Consider the following 14,415-nt stretch of genomic DNA (forward strand, 5'->3'; position numbering starts at 1 on the left):
TGCCGGATGTACGCAGAAATACGTTTCGGCATGCCGGTCATCCGGAAATGCATTCCAGCCGTTCACCTGAACCCGGCTTATCCCGAGGCGGAGTGGCCCAAAACAATGCGAACGAGATCCGCCGCATTGCGTGCACCCAGTTTTTCCATGATCCGCGCCCGGTGCACTTCCACCGTTCTCGGACTGATTCCAAGAGTGCGGCCGGCTTCCTTGTTGGAAGCTCCGTCGGTGATTTCCTTCAGGACTTCCAACTCACGGCGGGTCAGCAGATCCGCTCCCTGGAAGGAGGCCGTGACGACCTCGTCCTGACGCTGCTTGGTGATGGCGATGCTTTCCTTCACCCGCTCCAGCACGGTTTCAGCGGAAAACGGTTTCTCGACGAAGTCAAAGGCGCCATTGCGGATGGCTTCAACAGCCATCGGAATGTCGCCCTGGCCGGAAATGATGAAGATCGGCGCCGGATAGTGTTCGGCATTCAGCGCCTTGAGAATCTCGATACCAGAGCGCCCAGGCATGTGGACATCCAGCATGACACAGGCAGGAACAGCCTTGCTTGCAGACTGCACGAAAGTGTCGCCATCCGAGAAGGTTTCGACCACATAGCCTTCCATATTGAAAAGCACCGACAGGGCGTCGCGCACCGCCGGATCATCATCAACGATGTATATGGCCTCCGCGTCAGCTTTCATGTCCATCACTTCCTCAGCTCATTTCTTTCGAACCGTTCGTTTCGGCTCTTTCTGCAATATCTTCTTCGGGCGGGTCTATTGGCAGGGACAACACGAAGGAGGCTCCTCGTCCGTTTGCCCCCTTTTCCAGACGCAAATCACCACCATGGTTTTGAGCAATCGAACGGGATATCGCCAAGCCCAGACCAACCCCCTTGTGCTTGGCACCCGTAAAGGCCCGGAACAGGTTGTCAACCAGCTCTTCGGGAACGCCCGGGCCGTTGTCCGTAACCCGAAATTCCAGGCGATCTCCATTCCGGCATACGGCCAGCACCACCTTGCGGTCGGCCTGATCGCAGACCGCTTCGCGCGCATTGCGCAGCAGGTTGATGAGAATCTGCCGAATCTGCACCGGGTCGGCCATCAGTGGCGGCAGCCCTCTTGCGATCTCGGCCTTCATGATCGATCTGCCATTGCCGCTGCCGAGTTCCGCCATTTCCAGGCAGCTGGTGACAAAGTCCCGCACTTCGATCGACTGGCGATTGGGCGTTTTCTTTTCCACCAGTTGACGCATGCGCTGGATGATTTCTCCCGCCCGCTCGGCTTCGCGTACCGCCTTGTCGATAACCTCGATGATGAAGGGATCCAGGGATTTATCGGCACGGGTTTTGCGCGATACGGATTGCAGGTAAAGCAGTACAGCGGTCAGCGGCTGGTTGAGCTCATGCGCAATCGCCGCGCCCATTTCGTCCAGTGCGCTGATCCGGGTCATGTGGAGAAGCTGTGCCTGGGTCTTGGCCAACCGGTCTTCCATCTGTCGGCGCGAGCGCAGGTCGCGCAGGATGCCGATGAATTGTCGTCCGGCCGGTGTCCATGCCTCACCGACAGACAGCTCGATGGGAAAGACCGTGCCGTCCTTGTGGCGGGCCTGGACCTCGCGGCCGATACCGATGATCTTCTTATGACCGGTGGTGAGATAGTTGTTCACGTAGTGATCATGCGCGTTGGCATATTCTGCAGGCATGATCCTGTTGACATTGCGCCCCAGAAGGTCGGCGGCTTCATAGCCGAAAAGCCGTTCGCAGGCCTTGTTGAAGGCCAGCACCTGCGCACGATCATTGATCACGACAATGCCGTCGGCCGCGGTATCGAAAACACTGGCAAGACGCGCTTCCGTTACGGCTGCATTGTCATCATCGTGATCTAAAACGTCGTCGCCCACCGTCCCCGCACCCAAATGGAATTCTCGTCCCGTCTAGGTTTAAGGGTTTTCCCGTAGGCCAGCAACCCGTCAGGGCTCTAAATCTCTGGTATCCAAGTGCTAATTCGACGCACTGCTTCCTCCAGGTGATCCTCGCGCCGGGCATAGCATAACCTTAGGTGATGTTCACCGCCCTTGCCGAACGCAGTGCCCGGTGCGAGACCCACACCTGTCTGGCGAACAAGGTCCAGCGCAAAGTTGCGTGTGTCCGTGACGCCCTCAATGGAAAAGAAGAGATAGAACGCGCCGTCGGGCGGCAGCACCTTCACGCGGTTAAGGCCCTGCAATCCCTTGAGAACACAGTCACGCCCCTTGCGAGCTCGTGCGACCTGCTCCTGCAGGAACGTGCGCCCTTCGGTCAGGTCGGCAACGGCCCCCCACTGCGAAAAAGACGGAACACCCGACGTGGAATACTGGATCAGGTTTTCAAACACCTGGCCGAGTTCCGGCGGCGCCGAGATCCAGCCGACCCGCCACCCGGTCATTGCCCAGTTCTTGGACATGGAATTCACGAAGATGATGCGGTCGTCTTCTTCGGCGATATCGTAGAAGGAGGGCGAACGCTCCCCTTCCCCGTAATAGAACAGCGCATAGATTTCGTCCGCGATGATCCAAAGGTCATGCTTTCGCGCAAGCTCAAGAAAAGCCTTCAAGAGGTCTTCGCTTGCAACCCATCCGGTCGGGTTGCAGGGCGAGTTCAGGAAGAGAGCGGTCGTCTGCGGTGTGATCGCTGCTTCGACGTCCTCGATGGCCAGCCGCCAGCCGTCATCTTCCTCCCGCATCGGCACACTGACCGAACGCGCCCCGTGAATTTCGATGGCAGCCGATATGTTCGGCCAGGACGGCGTCGGCACGATCACTTCGCGCCCGGCTCCTGCAACCGCCTGCACGGCCAGCTGAATGGACTGCATGCCCGATCCGGTCACATAGAATCGTTCCGGCGAGAAAGGCTTGCCGTAAAGATCCTGATGATAGGCCGCCAGTGCCTCGCGCAGCTGCGGGATGCCGCGCTGGTAGGTGTAGAACGTCTCGCCCCGGTCGAGCGACGCTTTTGCGGCTGCGCGGATGAACTCGGGCGTCGGCAGATCGCCTTCGCCTGCCCAGAGCGGGATCAGATCTTTCCGGTCACGTCCGGCATTGAAAACTTCGACGATACCGCTTTCAGGTGCGGTTCTGGCTTCCGGGCTCAATCGCTCGATCAGGCTGGTCACGTGGCAGATCCTTCATTGTCAATTGGCGCCACCTTATCGGGTTTGCTTGCCAATGTTCCATGAAAGGATGTGAAGAAGACTTCACCGAAGGTGATCAATTCACATACCTTGGGAAAGCCTTGAAAGCAGATCAGTCGCAAGGCGAATAGACAGATCGATTTGGCTGTGGTCGGATCGGACAAGGCAGCGTAAGGGGTTGCCGGGAAACAGGTTCGAGCCGGCCCGACAAGAGGCCGACGGACCCCATGCCGCTCGGGAGGACGGTTACCAGATCATGCTGCATGGATGGCTCGTGATACTGGCCGCAACGGCCTACATCCTGTGCTTGTTCGCCATCGCCAGCTTCGGCGACCGGATGCCGCGCCGGTATTCGTCGCGTACGGGCGGCCGCCCCTTCATCTACGCCCTGTCGCTTTCGGTCTATTGTACCTCCTGGACCTTCTACGGCTCAGTCGGCAATGCCAGCCGGACGGGCATCGAATTCCTGACCATCTATATCGGCCCCTTGATTGTTTTCGCGCTCGGATACCCGCTGCTGCAGCGGATCATCCAGATCTCCAAGACAGAAAGCATCACGTCGATCGCCGATTTCATCGGTGCGCGGTACGGCAAGAGCCAATCGGTCGCAGCACTTGCCACACTGATTGCGGTCATTGGCGTCATTCCCTACATCGCCCTGCAGCTGAAAGCCGTGTCGCTGTCGATCACCACCATGATCGGCCCGCTGATTTCCCCCGGTGACATCTTCACGCCGGTGTTCGATGACGTCACCCTGCTGATTGCCCTCGGCATGGCCATCTTCAGCTGGGCGTTCGGGACAAGACACATTGACGCGACGGAGCACCAGGAAGGGCTGATGCTGGCGATCGCAGCCGAGGCGGTGGTCAAGCTTATTGCCTTTCTCGCGGTCGGCTTCTGGGTCACCTACTCGCTTTTCGACGGCCCGGTCGACCTGATCCGTTCCATCTCGGAAGCGCCTGAAGTCGCGCAGATTTTCGAAAAACCGCTGAACATCGGCAACTGGCTCGTCATGTCGTGCCTGTCGGCCTTTGCGGTGCTCTTGTTGCCGCGCCAGTTCCACGTCACGGTGACGGAGAACAATTCAGACGCCGAGCTGCGCCGCGCGACCTGGATGTTTCCGCTCTATCTGGTGCTGATCAACCTGTTCGTGATCCCGATTGCAGCTGCCGGCCTGCTGCGCTTCGGACAGGACGTCAATCCGGATACCTTCGTTCTGGCCCTGCCCATAGACGCCGGACACCCGTGGCTTGCCCTCTTTGCCTTCATAGGAGGCCTTTCGGCGGCAACGGCCATGGTCATCGTGGCGACGGTTGCGCTGGCCATCATGATTTCCAACGACATCGTTGTGCCGCTCCTGCTGCGCCGGCACAGCGAGGACGACATCGTCAACATCGGCGGCCAGGACATGAGCGACCGGCTGCTGACGATCCGCCGCCTCGCCATCTTCGGCATCCTTCTGCTGGCCTATGCCTACTACAAGGCGGCCGGCAATACCGCGGCGCTCGTTTCCATCGGGCTTCTGTCCTTCGCCGCAATCGCGCAATTCGCTCCCGCTTTCGTCGGCGCCCTCTTCTGGCGCCGGGCCACGTCTCTGGGGGCCATCGCCGGGCTGAGCGGCGGGTTTGTCTTCTGGGCCTATACGCTGCTTCTGCCGACCTTCGCCAAATCCGGCCTGATTTCCGACGGCTTCCTGGAAACCGGCCCGTTCGGCATTAGCGAACTGAACCCCCAAGCCCTGCTCGGGATCACCATGGATCCGTTTATCCATGGCACCCTGTGGAGCCTATTCGTCAACATCGTCCTGTTTGTAGGCGGCTCCTTCCTGAGAAAGCCTCTGCCTGCGGAAACCCTTCAGGCAAACGTCTTCGTACCGGCCGAGTTCGCGCCCTCCCCCAGCCTGCGTTACTGGCGTACGTCCGTTACCGCCGGAGACTTGCAGGCAACCGTCGCGCGCTATCTCGGCGAAGAACGGACGGCCCGTTCGTTCCGGCGGTTTGCGAGCGAACGAGGTATCGAACTCGATCCAAAAACTTTGGCGGACGCCAACCTGCTGCGCTTTTCCGAGCAGCTTCTGGCAAGTGCCATTGGCGCGGCCTCGTCGCGCCTTGTGCTGACCTTGATGCTCAAGCGGCACGACCCGTCGACCAAGGGCGCAGTGAAGCTGCTCGACGACGCCTCCATCGCCATTCAGTACAACCGCGACCTGCTGCAGACGGCACTCGATCAGGTGCGCCAGGGCATCGGAGTGTTCGACCGGGATCTGCGTCTGATCTGCTGGAACAGGCAGTTCCGCGACCTGCTGGGACTGCCTGCCGAATATGGTCAGGTCGGCACGACACTGGATGCGATCCTGCGTTTCAACGCGGAACGGGGCGAGCATGGCCCCGGGCCTGTGGAGGCGATCGTCGCCGACCGGATCGAGAAGCTGGTGCTGATCCAGGAAACCTTTCAGGAAAAACTGGAATCAAGCGGAGCGGTGTTCGAAGTCCGCATCAGTCCTATGCCCGACGGCGGCATCGTGACCACCTATACAGACATCACCGAACGGGTTCTGGCGGAAGAAGCGCTCGCCCGCGCCAACGAGACGCTGGAACGCCGGGTCAGGGAACGCACTGAAGAACTCACCCACGTCAACGAGCGCCTGGTGGAGGCCACCCACGCCGCGGAAGAAGCCAATATCGGCAAGACCCGTTTCCTGGCAGCAGCCGGGCATGACATCCTGCAGCCTCTGAATGCCGCCCGTCTTTACGCCTCGGTTCTGGTCGACAAGCTTAAGGACGGCGACGACGGCTCGCTAGTCCGCAATGTGGAAATGGCACTGGAATCGGTCGAGGACATTCTCGGCGCTGTCCTCGATATCTCCAGGCTCGACACCGGCGCCCTGAAACCGGAACCGACGGTCTTCCGGCTGGACGAACTGCTGCGCGGAATCGATCTCGATTTCCAGCCTGTCGCCAAGGAAAAGGGGCTGGAACTGCGGATCGTGCCGACGTCCCTTTCGGTGCGGACAGACAGACGCCTTATGCGGCGCCTGCTGCAGAACCTCGTTTCGAACGCCTTGAAATACACTCAGTCAGGCCGCGTCCTTGTGGGGTGCCGCCGACGCGGCAATCGGGTGATAGTGGAAATTCACGACACCGGCATGGGCATCCCGAAAAGCAAGCAGAAGGCGATTTTCCAGGAGTTTCACCGGCTGGATGACGGCATGCGCGTTGCCAAGGGGCTGGGGCTAGGCTTGTCCATCGTCGAGCGCATCAGCCACGTTCTGAACCACCCGGTTGAACTCCGCTCGGAAGCCAACAAGGGCTCGTGCTTCTCGGTCGAACTGCCTCGTTCCGCGGACATGCCCGATCTCGTTCCCATTCCGCAGGCCCCAACCATGGCTGGCCAGCTTGATGGTCTTTGCGTTGTGGCCATCGACAACGAGCCGGACATCCTGAGCGGCATGCGCCACCTGCTGACGAACTGGAACTGCAAGGTGATTGCAGCTGCCGATGACGTGGAGGCGGCAAACGAGCTCAGCAAAGCCGGCCTAACGCCGGACGTCATACTGGCGGACTATCACCTCGACAATGGCACGGGTATCGAGGCGATCTTGAAACTGAGATGGAAATTCGGTCGCCAGATCCCCGCGATCCTGATCACCGCGGACCGGAGCCGCCCTGTGCGCACGGAAGCCGAGGAAAAGGACATCGCCTTCTTCAACAAGCCGCTGAAACCGGCTGCCCTGCGTGCCCATCTGGCCCGCTGCCAGGCAGGACAGGCGGCCGAATAAGCCGGGTTGGAGCCCGGGATCCGGACGTTGTCGGCACAAATGCATCAGGAAGCGGAGCGGAGCGCTCCAGGGTTCTTCGGCGCGGTGCTCGGCGAACGGTCCTGCCAGTCTTCCCTGCGAATCTGGGCAACCCGCATCGGATTGGGATCCGGCTTGCCGAAGTAATAGCCTTGCATGGTGTCGCAGCCGAGCGTGCGCAAAGCATCCACCTGAAACTGGCGCTCCACGCCTTCTGCCGTGACTTCCAGACCAAGGTTATGCGCAAGCGCAATGACTGCAGAGATGATCGCCAGACCGTCGCTGCGTTCGCCGATCTCATCGACGAAGGATTTGTCGATCTTGATCTTGTCGAACTTGTAGTGCCGCAGATACGAAAGAGACGAATAGCCCGTGCCGAAGTCGTCCAGCGCGATGCGGATACCAAGGTCACGCAATTTCTGAAGCTTGATCGATGCTGTGCCGAAGTCGCGCAGGAACACGGATTCGGTGATTTCCAGGACAAGGCGTTCCGGCGGGAACCCCGTTTCCTGCAGCACGGTCAGGATCTGTTCCACCAGATTTGGATCCATGAACTGGACCGGCGACAGGTTGACCGCAACGCTCTCCAGCTCGGGACATTGGGCTGCTGCTGCACAGGCTTTCCTCAGAACCCAGCTGCCGAGCGGCAGTATCAGACCGGCGTGTTCGGCAATCGGAATGAACACGTCCGGCGGCACCTCACCACGCTCGGGATGCAGCCAGCGGAGCAGGACCTCGCTGGACACCACCTTGCCGGACCGGGCGTCCACGATTGGCTGAAAATCGACATTGAGCTTGCCGTATTCGAATGCTTCGCGCAGATCCGATTCCAGTTCGCGGCGCTCGCGGACCTCACGCTCCATGTCCTGCTCGAAGGCGAGCGACCGTCCCCGGCCGCCTTCCTTTGCCTTGTAAAGCGCAATGTCAGCCTTGCGCATCAGATCGTCGACAGTGTCCTTGCTGTCGCACAGACGGGTGAACCCGACGGTGGCACCAATGGCGAAGTCGCGACGGCCAATCCGGAAAGGCTTGCGTGTCACGGCAACCAGTTCCTCGGCAAATGCAAGAGCTGCCTGATCGCTGACGAAACGGCCGAGCGCGGCGAATTCGTCGCCACCGAAACGCGCGAGCATCGTCCTGCCTTCGCCAAGGGCGGTAAACCGGCTTGCGACCTGCCGCAGAAGTTCATCCCCTGCCGGGTGACCGCTGGTGTCGTTCACGACCTTGAAATTGTCGAGGTCAATGAGGAAGAGAGTCAGTGTGTTCTGGCCATTCTGGTTTTGCTCTTCCAGTTGCGCCTCGGCCTGTTTCAGGAACCAGCTCCGATTGCCGATCCCCGTCAGGGAATCGTGCTCGGCCAGGTGAGAAACAAGGGCGCTTGCCCTGCGGGCTTCGGTGATGTCGGAAGCAACACCGCGGTAACCGGTAAAGGAACCATGGTCGTCGTAGACCGGACGTGCTGCCAGGGACCACCAGCGCTCCTCGCCGTTCACGTCCACCCCGATGACGATTTCGCGGAAGGCCTGCTGACGCTTCATGGCATTTTCCAGCCTGGTCACGGCTGACCGCGCATCGTTCTCGTCCAGGGAATAGGCCAGATCGACCATGCGCATGGTTTCCAGTTCCGCCCGGTCCCGGCCACTGGCATGTAAGAACCGGTCGGAAATGGAATGCAGATTGCCGTGGCTATCCGATTTCCAGAGCCAGTCGCTGGACTTTTCCTCGAACTCGTTCAGCAGCAGAGCGATCAGTTCACCGCGTTGTTCCAGCTCGGCTTCGGCAAGGAAATGGGAGGCAAACAGCCAGCCTGCCGAAGCAACGCTGCCGACCACCACCAGCGTGTAGCTGCTCAACAGGAAGACCAGCGGCCACAGCTCCGCGCTGCGTCCGATTGCAAACGATACAAGCGATGCAAGGAAAAGGATTGCGACCCAGCGAAAGGCTGCCTGCGGCACGGTTGCCAGCGTAAAACCGCCACCGCACAGCATGCCGGTGGTGACGCAGGAGGCAATCCAGATGCCGTCCGGATCGCCATAGCCGAATGCGGCAACTGGAACGACCGCCCAAAGGCCACTGAAAATCGTCGCGTGCAAGACCGCCTTGTTCAGAGATCGCCGCGAGGCAAGATGAATTGGCGACCTGTTCGCTTTCAGCCACTTGTACAGGGTGTAGGCAAGAAAAGCTCCAATGGCCGCAATCCAGACGGCAATGACGCTGAACGGCATGAAGTGCTGAAACGCGAGCGTAATGACGATTACGTTGACGACGTTTGCCAGCACGATAAAGGGTGTCAGGCGCGCGATACTTGCGATCTGCGCTGCACGTACCTTGCGGGCGAGGAGTTCGTCGACCACCGGGTGACCGAACGCGAGCATGAAGGCGCGAACAGGATTGCTTTCCTGCTGTCCGGTCTGCGTGTCCGCGTCAGACTGGAAGTCCACCTTGAGCTGACGACCGGGCAACACGAAGGCCATGCCGATCGTCTTGAAGATCAGTCGCCAATTGAAGCTGGACCGCATTTTCTCTCCGGGTGGCTACTCGCACTCTGCGTGGCAGCGCCCCGCAGCAATGACGGTTACAGCCATTCCCTGAAATTACGGTAAAAACGGTGGTCCGGATTCCGCTATGTTTTTGCAATCCTGACTGGAAAGCTCGCCCTGAAGGCCTACAGAAATTGCATCCGGGCAGGTCGATCTCAGCACGCAAAGCAGAAAACGGTCTCCCGCATTGGAGACCGTTTCCAGGTGGAGCAGCCAGAAAGTAACGTGGCGCGTGTGCCAGGCGTTACTGAGCCTGGGCAGCCTCGGCGGTTTCGCCGCCAACCTGCCACTGCCCGGCCTCGATCTTGGACGCTGCAATAACGGCCTGGGTTCTGCTTTCCACGCCAAGCTTTTGCAGGATCGCGGATACATGGGCCTTTACGGTCGCTTCCGAAACGGACAGTTCGTAGGCAATCTGCTTGTTCAGAAGACCTTCGGACAGCATCATCAGGACACGAACCTGCTGGGGGGTAAGCGTTGCAAGGCGCTGGACCAGATCACCGCTGCCATCGTCGGCGGCAAGGTCGACATCCGGCGGGGTCCACATGTTGCCGGACATGACCTCCGAAATCGCCTCACGGATGACATCGATCCCGTGAGACTTCGGAATGAAGCCGGAAGCTCCGAATTCAACCGCGCGCCGGATGGCCTGCGGATCTTCATTGGCCGAGACCACCACCACAGGAACGCCGGAATATTGGGCCCGCAAGTACATAAGCCCGGAAAAACCGCGCATGCCGGGCATGGACAGATCAAGCAGGATGAGATCGACTTCGCCATCCTGTTCCAGCTTGGCCGTAACGTCCTCCAACGCACCGGCTTCCTCGATCACAGCATCGGGGTATTGTGTTTCGAGCGTTTGACGCAGAGCACCCCGGAACAGGGGATGATCATCCGCGATGATGAACCGATACGATGTCGCCGACACGTTGTTATTCCTCCCTCAACGGTCCGTTTGGCCCGCAGGTTCCGCCAGAGCCATGCGTCGCAGTCATCCTGCACCCGCTCGCTTCTTGATTTTGTGGCGAAGCCCCGTTGTTGCGGCCATTGTGAAGTATGTTTGCAACATGGGTTACGCGCAAGTCAAACCATGCTTTTGACCAACACTCCATGTTCACGCGCTGCGCATTCGCTGTTGGCACGGCAAATAGGCTGCCTTTACGCGCAATAAAAATAGTCAAGTTAGAACCACCAACAAAAACAACCTAAAGTTTAAATCACGCCGCCGCAGTTGATCTTTTCATTTTACCCACTTCCTCAACGTTGCCTGAACTAATTTTCCAGAATCTACATTTCTTGTTGATAATCAATGCAAAGACAGCAACAAATGACCTGTCCAATACACATCACATAATCAAAAATCACTGAGTGCACGAAGCAATTATGACAATTCAGGCAACGCTGTTTTCATTTGTGAACCGTTGGGAATGTGACGAAAACGATCATCTGAACGTCCAGTTCTACTTCAGCCGCTTCGAGGAAGCAGATCGCCAGTTCCGGCTAATGACCGGCTTGAGCGAAACCGTGGTGGGGGCTCGCCGGGTGCGCCACGTGCGCTACCACAAGGAGATGCGCACGGGAGACCTGATCACGGTTCACTCCAGCATCGCCTTTGACGGCCCGCATATGCTCACTGTCATTCACGAAATGCGCGACGCCGCCACGGGAACGCTTTCGGCAACAGCTCTCGACGGATATGAGCCGAGCGCCAGCGCCGCGAAGACCTTGCGCCAGCGCTTCCGCGACTTCCAGACGCCAATGATTGCAGAGGCTGGACCAAGGGGGATTTCCGCCGGACCGGCAAATGCGCGCGCGACGCTTGCGGCCCTGCAGTCGAAAGGTGCCCAGATCGTCTACCGGGGGACCGTTTTGCCCCGCGATATCGGTCCGGACGGCAAGGCCGACGACAGATTTGCGCTGTCCTGCTGCACGGACGGCGTAGCCCATGTCTGGCAGCGTACGCCGATGACACACGCCTATCTGACGGAAAACGGTTTCGGCCGGGTGGCCGTTGAAATGAAGCTGACATGGATCACACCGCTGAAGACCGGCGACGCAATGCTGGTGGTTTCCGGCTTTACCGGCGTCAATCCAAAGACCTTCTCGATGCGCCATCACCTGTTTGAAACACGGACGAACCGTCTCGCCGCCGTCCTGGATGTTGTCGCGCTAACGATGGATCTGACCAGGCGTGTTGCCGTGGAACAGCCGGATGAAGCCTATCAGAGCATCAACAAGATGCTGATCGACTGACGTCTCCCGGCCAAGGAACTTTGCCGGACACAGCGTGCCCCTGGCAGGGACACGCTGTTTTTTATCCCGACTTCAGGCGATCAGTTGGCTTCGCCTTCGAAGTCCTTCTGCAGATCGCGAACCATGCCAAAGAAACGACGCATGGCGCTTTCTGTGAAAGTCAGAACCTTTTCCAGTTCCTCATCTTCCTCGGTTGTCGATGGGCTGCGTCCACCCTGACTGGAGCCGGGTGCTTTTGGGCGATCAAGTGCGGAACCGGGCGGCAATTGCTTGTCGGACTTTACGCCATTGCCTTCCAGCTCCTCCACACGGGCTGTCAGGCGATCCACCTCACCGGCCAGCTCGTTGATTTCAGCAAGATAGGCATCTTCTGCCAGCGGCACCGGATTGCAGCGCCAGGCGTCGCTCTGCTCCTTGCAAATGGAGACGGTCCCGTTCTGCCGGTCCACCCTGAGGATATCCTCATCCACCCTGACCAGGGAAAAGCGGTCCGACTGTCCCTTTGTCACTGCGTCTGCGGTTTCAGGGGCGACACTGTCCTGGGCGACAGCTGCTGGAGCCAGAAGAATGGCCACGGCCAGCCCGCTGAACACGGGAGCCAGATATTTGTTGCGGATCGTCATATTGCCTCTCCGGTTGCCGGCCTCGCGCTATTGGCCCCAAGCATTTCAGTTGAAACAGGGGCACAAGCGTCTGGCCGTTTGTATCTTGCCATGGGTGCCATATTTCCATGGCCAAAGCACGACTTAAGGGCGGGTTTTCAAAAGCGAGTTGTCGAACACCGAATTACCCTTCTTCACCTGGCAACATTGCCTGAAGCGTTTCCAGCCTGTCGGCCTCGGCTGCCGGCTTGTCCCAACGCAGCCTGGAAATGCGAGGAAATCGCATGGCAATGCCGGACTTGTGCCGGGTGGACCGGTTGAGCCCTTCAAAGGCGACCTCCAGCACAAGCCCCTTTTCAGCGCTATGAACGACTTCCCGCACCGGTCCGAACCGGTTGATGGTGTTGTTGCGCACATAGCGGTCGATTTCACGCAATTCCTCATCGGTAAAGCCGAAATACGCCTTGCCGACCGGAACCAGCTCGGCTCCCGCCTCCCCGTCACGCCAGACGCCGAAGGTATAGTCGGAATAAAAGGATGAGCGTTTGCCGTGGCCGCGCTGCGCATACATCAGCACGGCATCGATCAGGTAGGGTTCCCGTTTCCACTTGAACCACAATCCCTTCGGCCGGCCGGTGACATAGGGCGCATCCCACCGCTTCAGCATCAAGCCTTCAACGGCATCGGCGTCGGCAGGAGGCAGATGGGCATGGGGATCGGCGCGCGCGGAGGTGATTTCCTCCCATCCGGTTACCTTCACCATGGGCGACAGATCGATGCTTCCCTCCGGCAATCCGGTGATAAAAGTTTCAAGCGCCTTGCGCCGTTCTGCAAACGGCTGCTCCCTCAAATCGGTTCCGCCGACACTGAGCAGGTCGTAGGCACGGATCGCTGCCGGGAATTCACGGATCAGCTTTGGCCCGGCGGTCTTGCGGTTGAGGCGTTTTTGCAGATCTGCAAAAGGACGCACCTGACCGTCCGATACCACAAGCAATTCGCCATCAATGCAGGCGTCGAATGTCAGCAAATCCAGAATATCGGGAAAGGCCCTGGATATGTCTTCACCGGTCCGGCTGAACAGGCGGCGTACGCGGTCGCCACGCTCTGTCAGACCGGCTGCCGCCTGAACGCGAATGCCGTCCCACTTCCACTCGACCGCAAAGTCCTCCGCGTTCAGCAGCTCCGTGTCCCTGTCCTCGTCCAGGGGGTGCGCCAGCATCACCGGCCGGAATGGTGCGGGATCGGATGTTTGCGGTTGTCCGGCCAGTCCTTCCGCCCAGGCGAACAGTGCTTCATAGGGGGGCCCCAACCCGTGCCAGACCTCCTCTACGGAAGCAACGTCCAGTCCACCGAGCTTTGCCACTGCCGTTTTCGCAAGGCGCGCAGATACCCCGACGCGCAAACCGCCCGTCACCAGTTTCAAAAGGGCCCATCTGCCGGTCTCATCCAGCGTGTCCAGCCAGTCGGTCAGCAAACCGGGCACTTCGCTCTTTCCGGCCCCTTCCAGCCGCTTGACCACTTCGGACAGGCTGGGGGCAGCTTCTTTCAGGGCAACCTCTCCGTTTGCTGCCTGCGGCCACATCAGCGCAATGGTCTCGGACAGGTCACCAACAAAATCATAGGAAAGCGCGAACAGCTCCGGGTCCGTCCGCTCGCCGATCAAAGCCCTGAGCAGGGCCGGTTTGGCGTGTTTGAAACTCAGCCCGCCTGTCAGTGCGGCCAGGGCAAAGCCCCGGTCCGGATCCGCGACTTCCCGGAAATAACGGATCAGGAGCGCTTCCTTGGCGAGGCGCCTGGGTTCCAGCGAAAGCCGGTCGAGCAGATGGGAAAAAGCCAGCATAAGCGCTATACGAACCGCGAAAGCGCCCGGACTGCAAGCCCTTACGTCAAAGACAAAAAATTCAGCTTACCAGCTCAATGCGGGCTGAAAGCTAAGACCGGCTCTGGGCCCAGTTCAATTTAGCAACGGCATAAGATAATTGGTCAATGCCCCACAAGATGACCGGGTACGAGGAACAATAGTGCGCTTGTGTCATCGCTCGGTACCTGGCGCACTGTGTAAAATC

Annotated in this window: 9 protein-coding genes; 2 read left to right on the forward strand and 7 right to left on the reverse strand. The window is 59.4% G+C overall.

Annotated features, from left to right (window positions below):
* Positions 1 to 77 precede the first annotated feature (77 nt).
* The 3 genes from HEP89_RS01625 to HEP89_RS01635 form a co-directional block, all read right to left on the reverse strand.
* Positions 78 to 695, reverse strand: a complete 618-nt coding sequence (locus HEP89_RS01625) for a response regulator (protein ID WP_023001753.1) — start codon at positions 693 to 695, stop codon at positions 78 to 80.
* 7 nt (positions 696 to 702) lie between these two features.
* On the reverse strand, positions 703 to 1,890 hold the full coding sequence (locus tag HEP89_RS01630) for a PAS domain S-box protein (protein WP_168691190.1): 1,188 nt from the start codon (positions 1,888 to 1,890) through the stop codon (positions 703 to 705).
* Between the two features lie 77 nt (positions 1,891 to 1,967).
* The gene (locus HEP89_RS01635; RefSeq protein WP_168691191.1) at positions 1,968 to 3,140 is read right to left on the reverse strand and encodes a pyridoxal phosphate-dependent aminotransferase; all 1,173 of its coding nucleotides are present in this window, start codon (positions 3,138 to 3,140) and stop codon (positions 1,968 to 1,970) included.
* A 274-nt stretch (positions 3,141 to 3,414) separates the two neighbouring features.
* Here HEP89_RS01635 and HEP89_RS01640 point away from each other — a divergent pair, with 274 nt between their 5' ends.
* Positions 3,415 to 6,936 carry a PAS domain-containing hybrid sensor histidine kinase/response regulator gene (locus tag HEP89_RS01640; RefSeq protein ID WP_031269641.1) on the forward strand — a complete coding sequence of 1,174 codons (3,522 nt, stop codon included), beginning with the start codon at positions 3,415 to 3,417 and terminating at the stop codon, positions 6,934 to 6,936.
* A 44-nt stretch (positions 6,937 to 6,980) separates the two neighbouring features.
* Here HEP89_RS01640 and HEP89_RS01645 read toward each other — a convergent pair whose 3' ends face one another.
* Together HEP89_RS01645 and HEP89_RS01650 are read right to left on the reverse strand one after the other, a co-directional pair.
* Positions 6,981 to 9,473: an EAL domain-containing protein gene (locus HEP89_RS01645; RefSeq protein WP_168691192.1), complete on the reverse strand. Its 2,493-nt coding sequence runs from the start codon at positions 9,471 to 9,473 to the stop codon at positions 6,981 to 6,983.
* A 265-nt stretch (positions 9,474 to 9,738) separates the two neighbouring features.
* Positions 9,739 to 10,422, reverse strand: coding sequence for a response regulator transcription factor (locus HEP89_RS01650; RefSeq protein WP_023001759.1), 684 nt, complete (start codon positions 10,420 to 10,422; stop codon positions 9,739 to 9,741).
* A 455-nt stretch (positions 10,423 to 10,877) separates the two neighbouring features.
* Between HEP89_RS01650 and HEP89_RS01655 the strand changes: the two genes are divergently transcribed.
* Positions 10,878 to 11,747, forward strand: a complete 870-nt coding sequence (locus HEP89_RS01655; RefSeq protein ID WP_023001760.1) for a thioesterase family protein — start codon at positions 10,878 to 10,880, stop codon at positions 11,745 to 11,747.
* An 80-nt stretch (positions 11,748 to 11,827) separates the two neighbouring features.
* On the opposite strand, the gene HEP89_RS01660 is transcribed toward HEP89_RS01655, so the two are convergent.
* Both HEP89_RS01660 and HEP89_RS01665 read right to left on the reverse strand, forming a co-directional pair.
* The gene (locus tag HEP89_RS01660; RefSeq protein WP_168691193.1) at positions 11,828 to 12,370 is read right to left on the reverse strand and encodes a hypothetical protein; all 543 of its coding nucleotides are present in this window, start codon (positions 12,368 to 12,370) and stop codon (positions 11,828 to 11,830) included.
* Between the two features lie 163 nt (positions 12,371 to 12,533).
* The gene (locus HEP89_RS01665) at positions 12,534 to 14,189 is read right to left on the reverse strand and encodes a cisplatin damage response ATP-dependent DNA ligase (protein ID WP_168691194.1); all 1,656 of its coding nucleotides are present in this window, start codon (positions 14,187 to 14,189) and stop codon (positions 12,534 to 12,536) included.
* Positions 14,190 to 14,415: the final 226 nt, after the last annotated feature.

The sequence above is a fragment of the Labrenzia sp. 5N genome (genome assembly GCF_012395805.1).
Classification (GTDB): Bacteria; Pseudomonadota; Alphaproteobacteria; order Rhizobiales; family Stappiaceae; genus Roseibium; species Roseibium algicola.

Bases quoted from the DNA above. Each gene is read 5' to 3' on its own strand.
- HEP89_RS01625 (WP_023001753.1), bottom strand. From the start codon at position 695: ATGGACATGAAAGCTGACGCGGAGGCCATATACATCGTTGATGATGAT.
- HEP89_RS01640 (WP_031269641.1), top strand. From the start codon at position 3,415: ATGCTGCATGGATGGCTCGTGATACTGGCCGCAACGGCCTACATCCTG.
- HEP89_RS01645 (WP_168691192.1), bottom strand. From the start codon at position 9,473: ATGCGGTCCAGCTTCAATTGGCGACTGATCTTCAAGACGATCGGCATG.
- HEP89_RS01655 (WP_023001760.1), top strand. From the start codon at position 10,878: ATGACAATTCAGGCAACGCTGTTTTCATTTGTGAACCGTTGGGAATGT.
- HEP89_RS01660 (WP_168691193.1), bottom strand. From the start codon at position 12,370: ATGACGATCCGCAACAAATATCTGGCTCCCGTGTTCAGCGGGCTGGCC.
- HEP89_RS01665 (WP_168691194.1), bottom strand. From the start codon at position 14,189: ATGCTGGCTTTTTCCCATCTGCTCGACCGGCTTTCGCTGGAACCCAGG.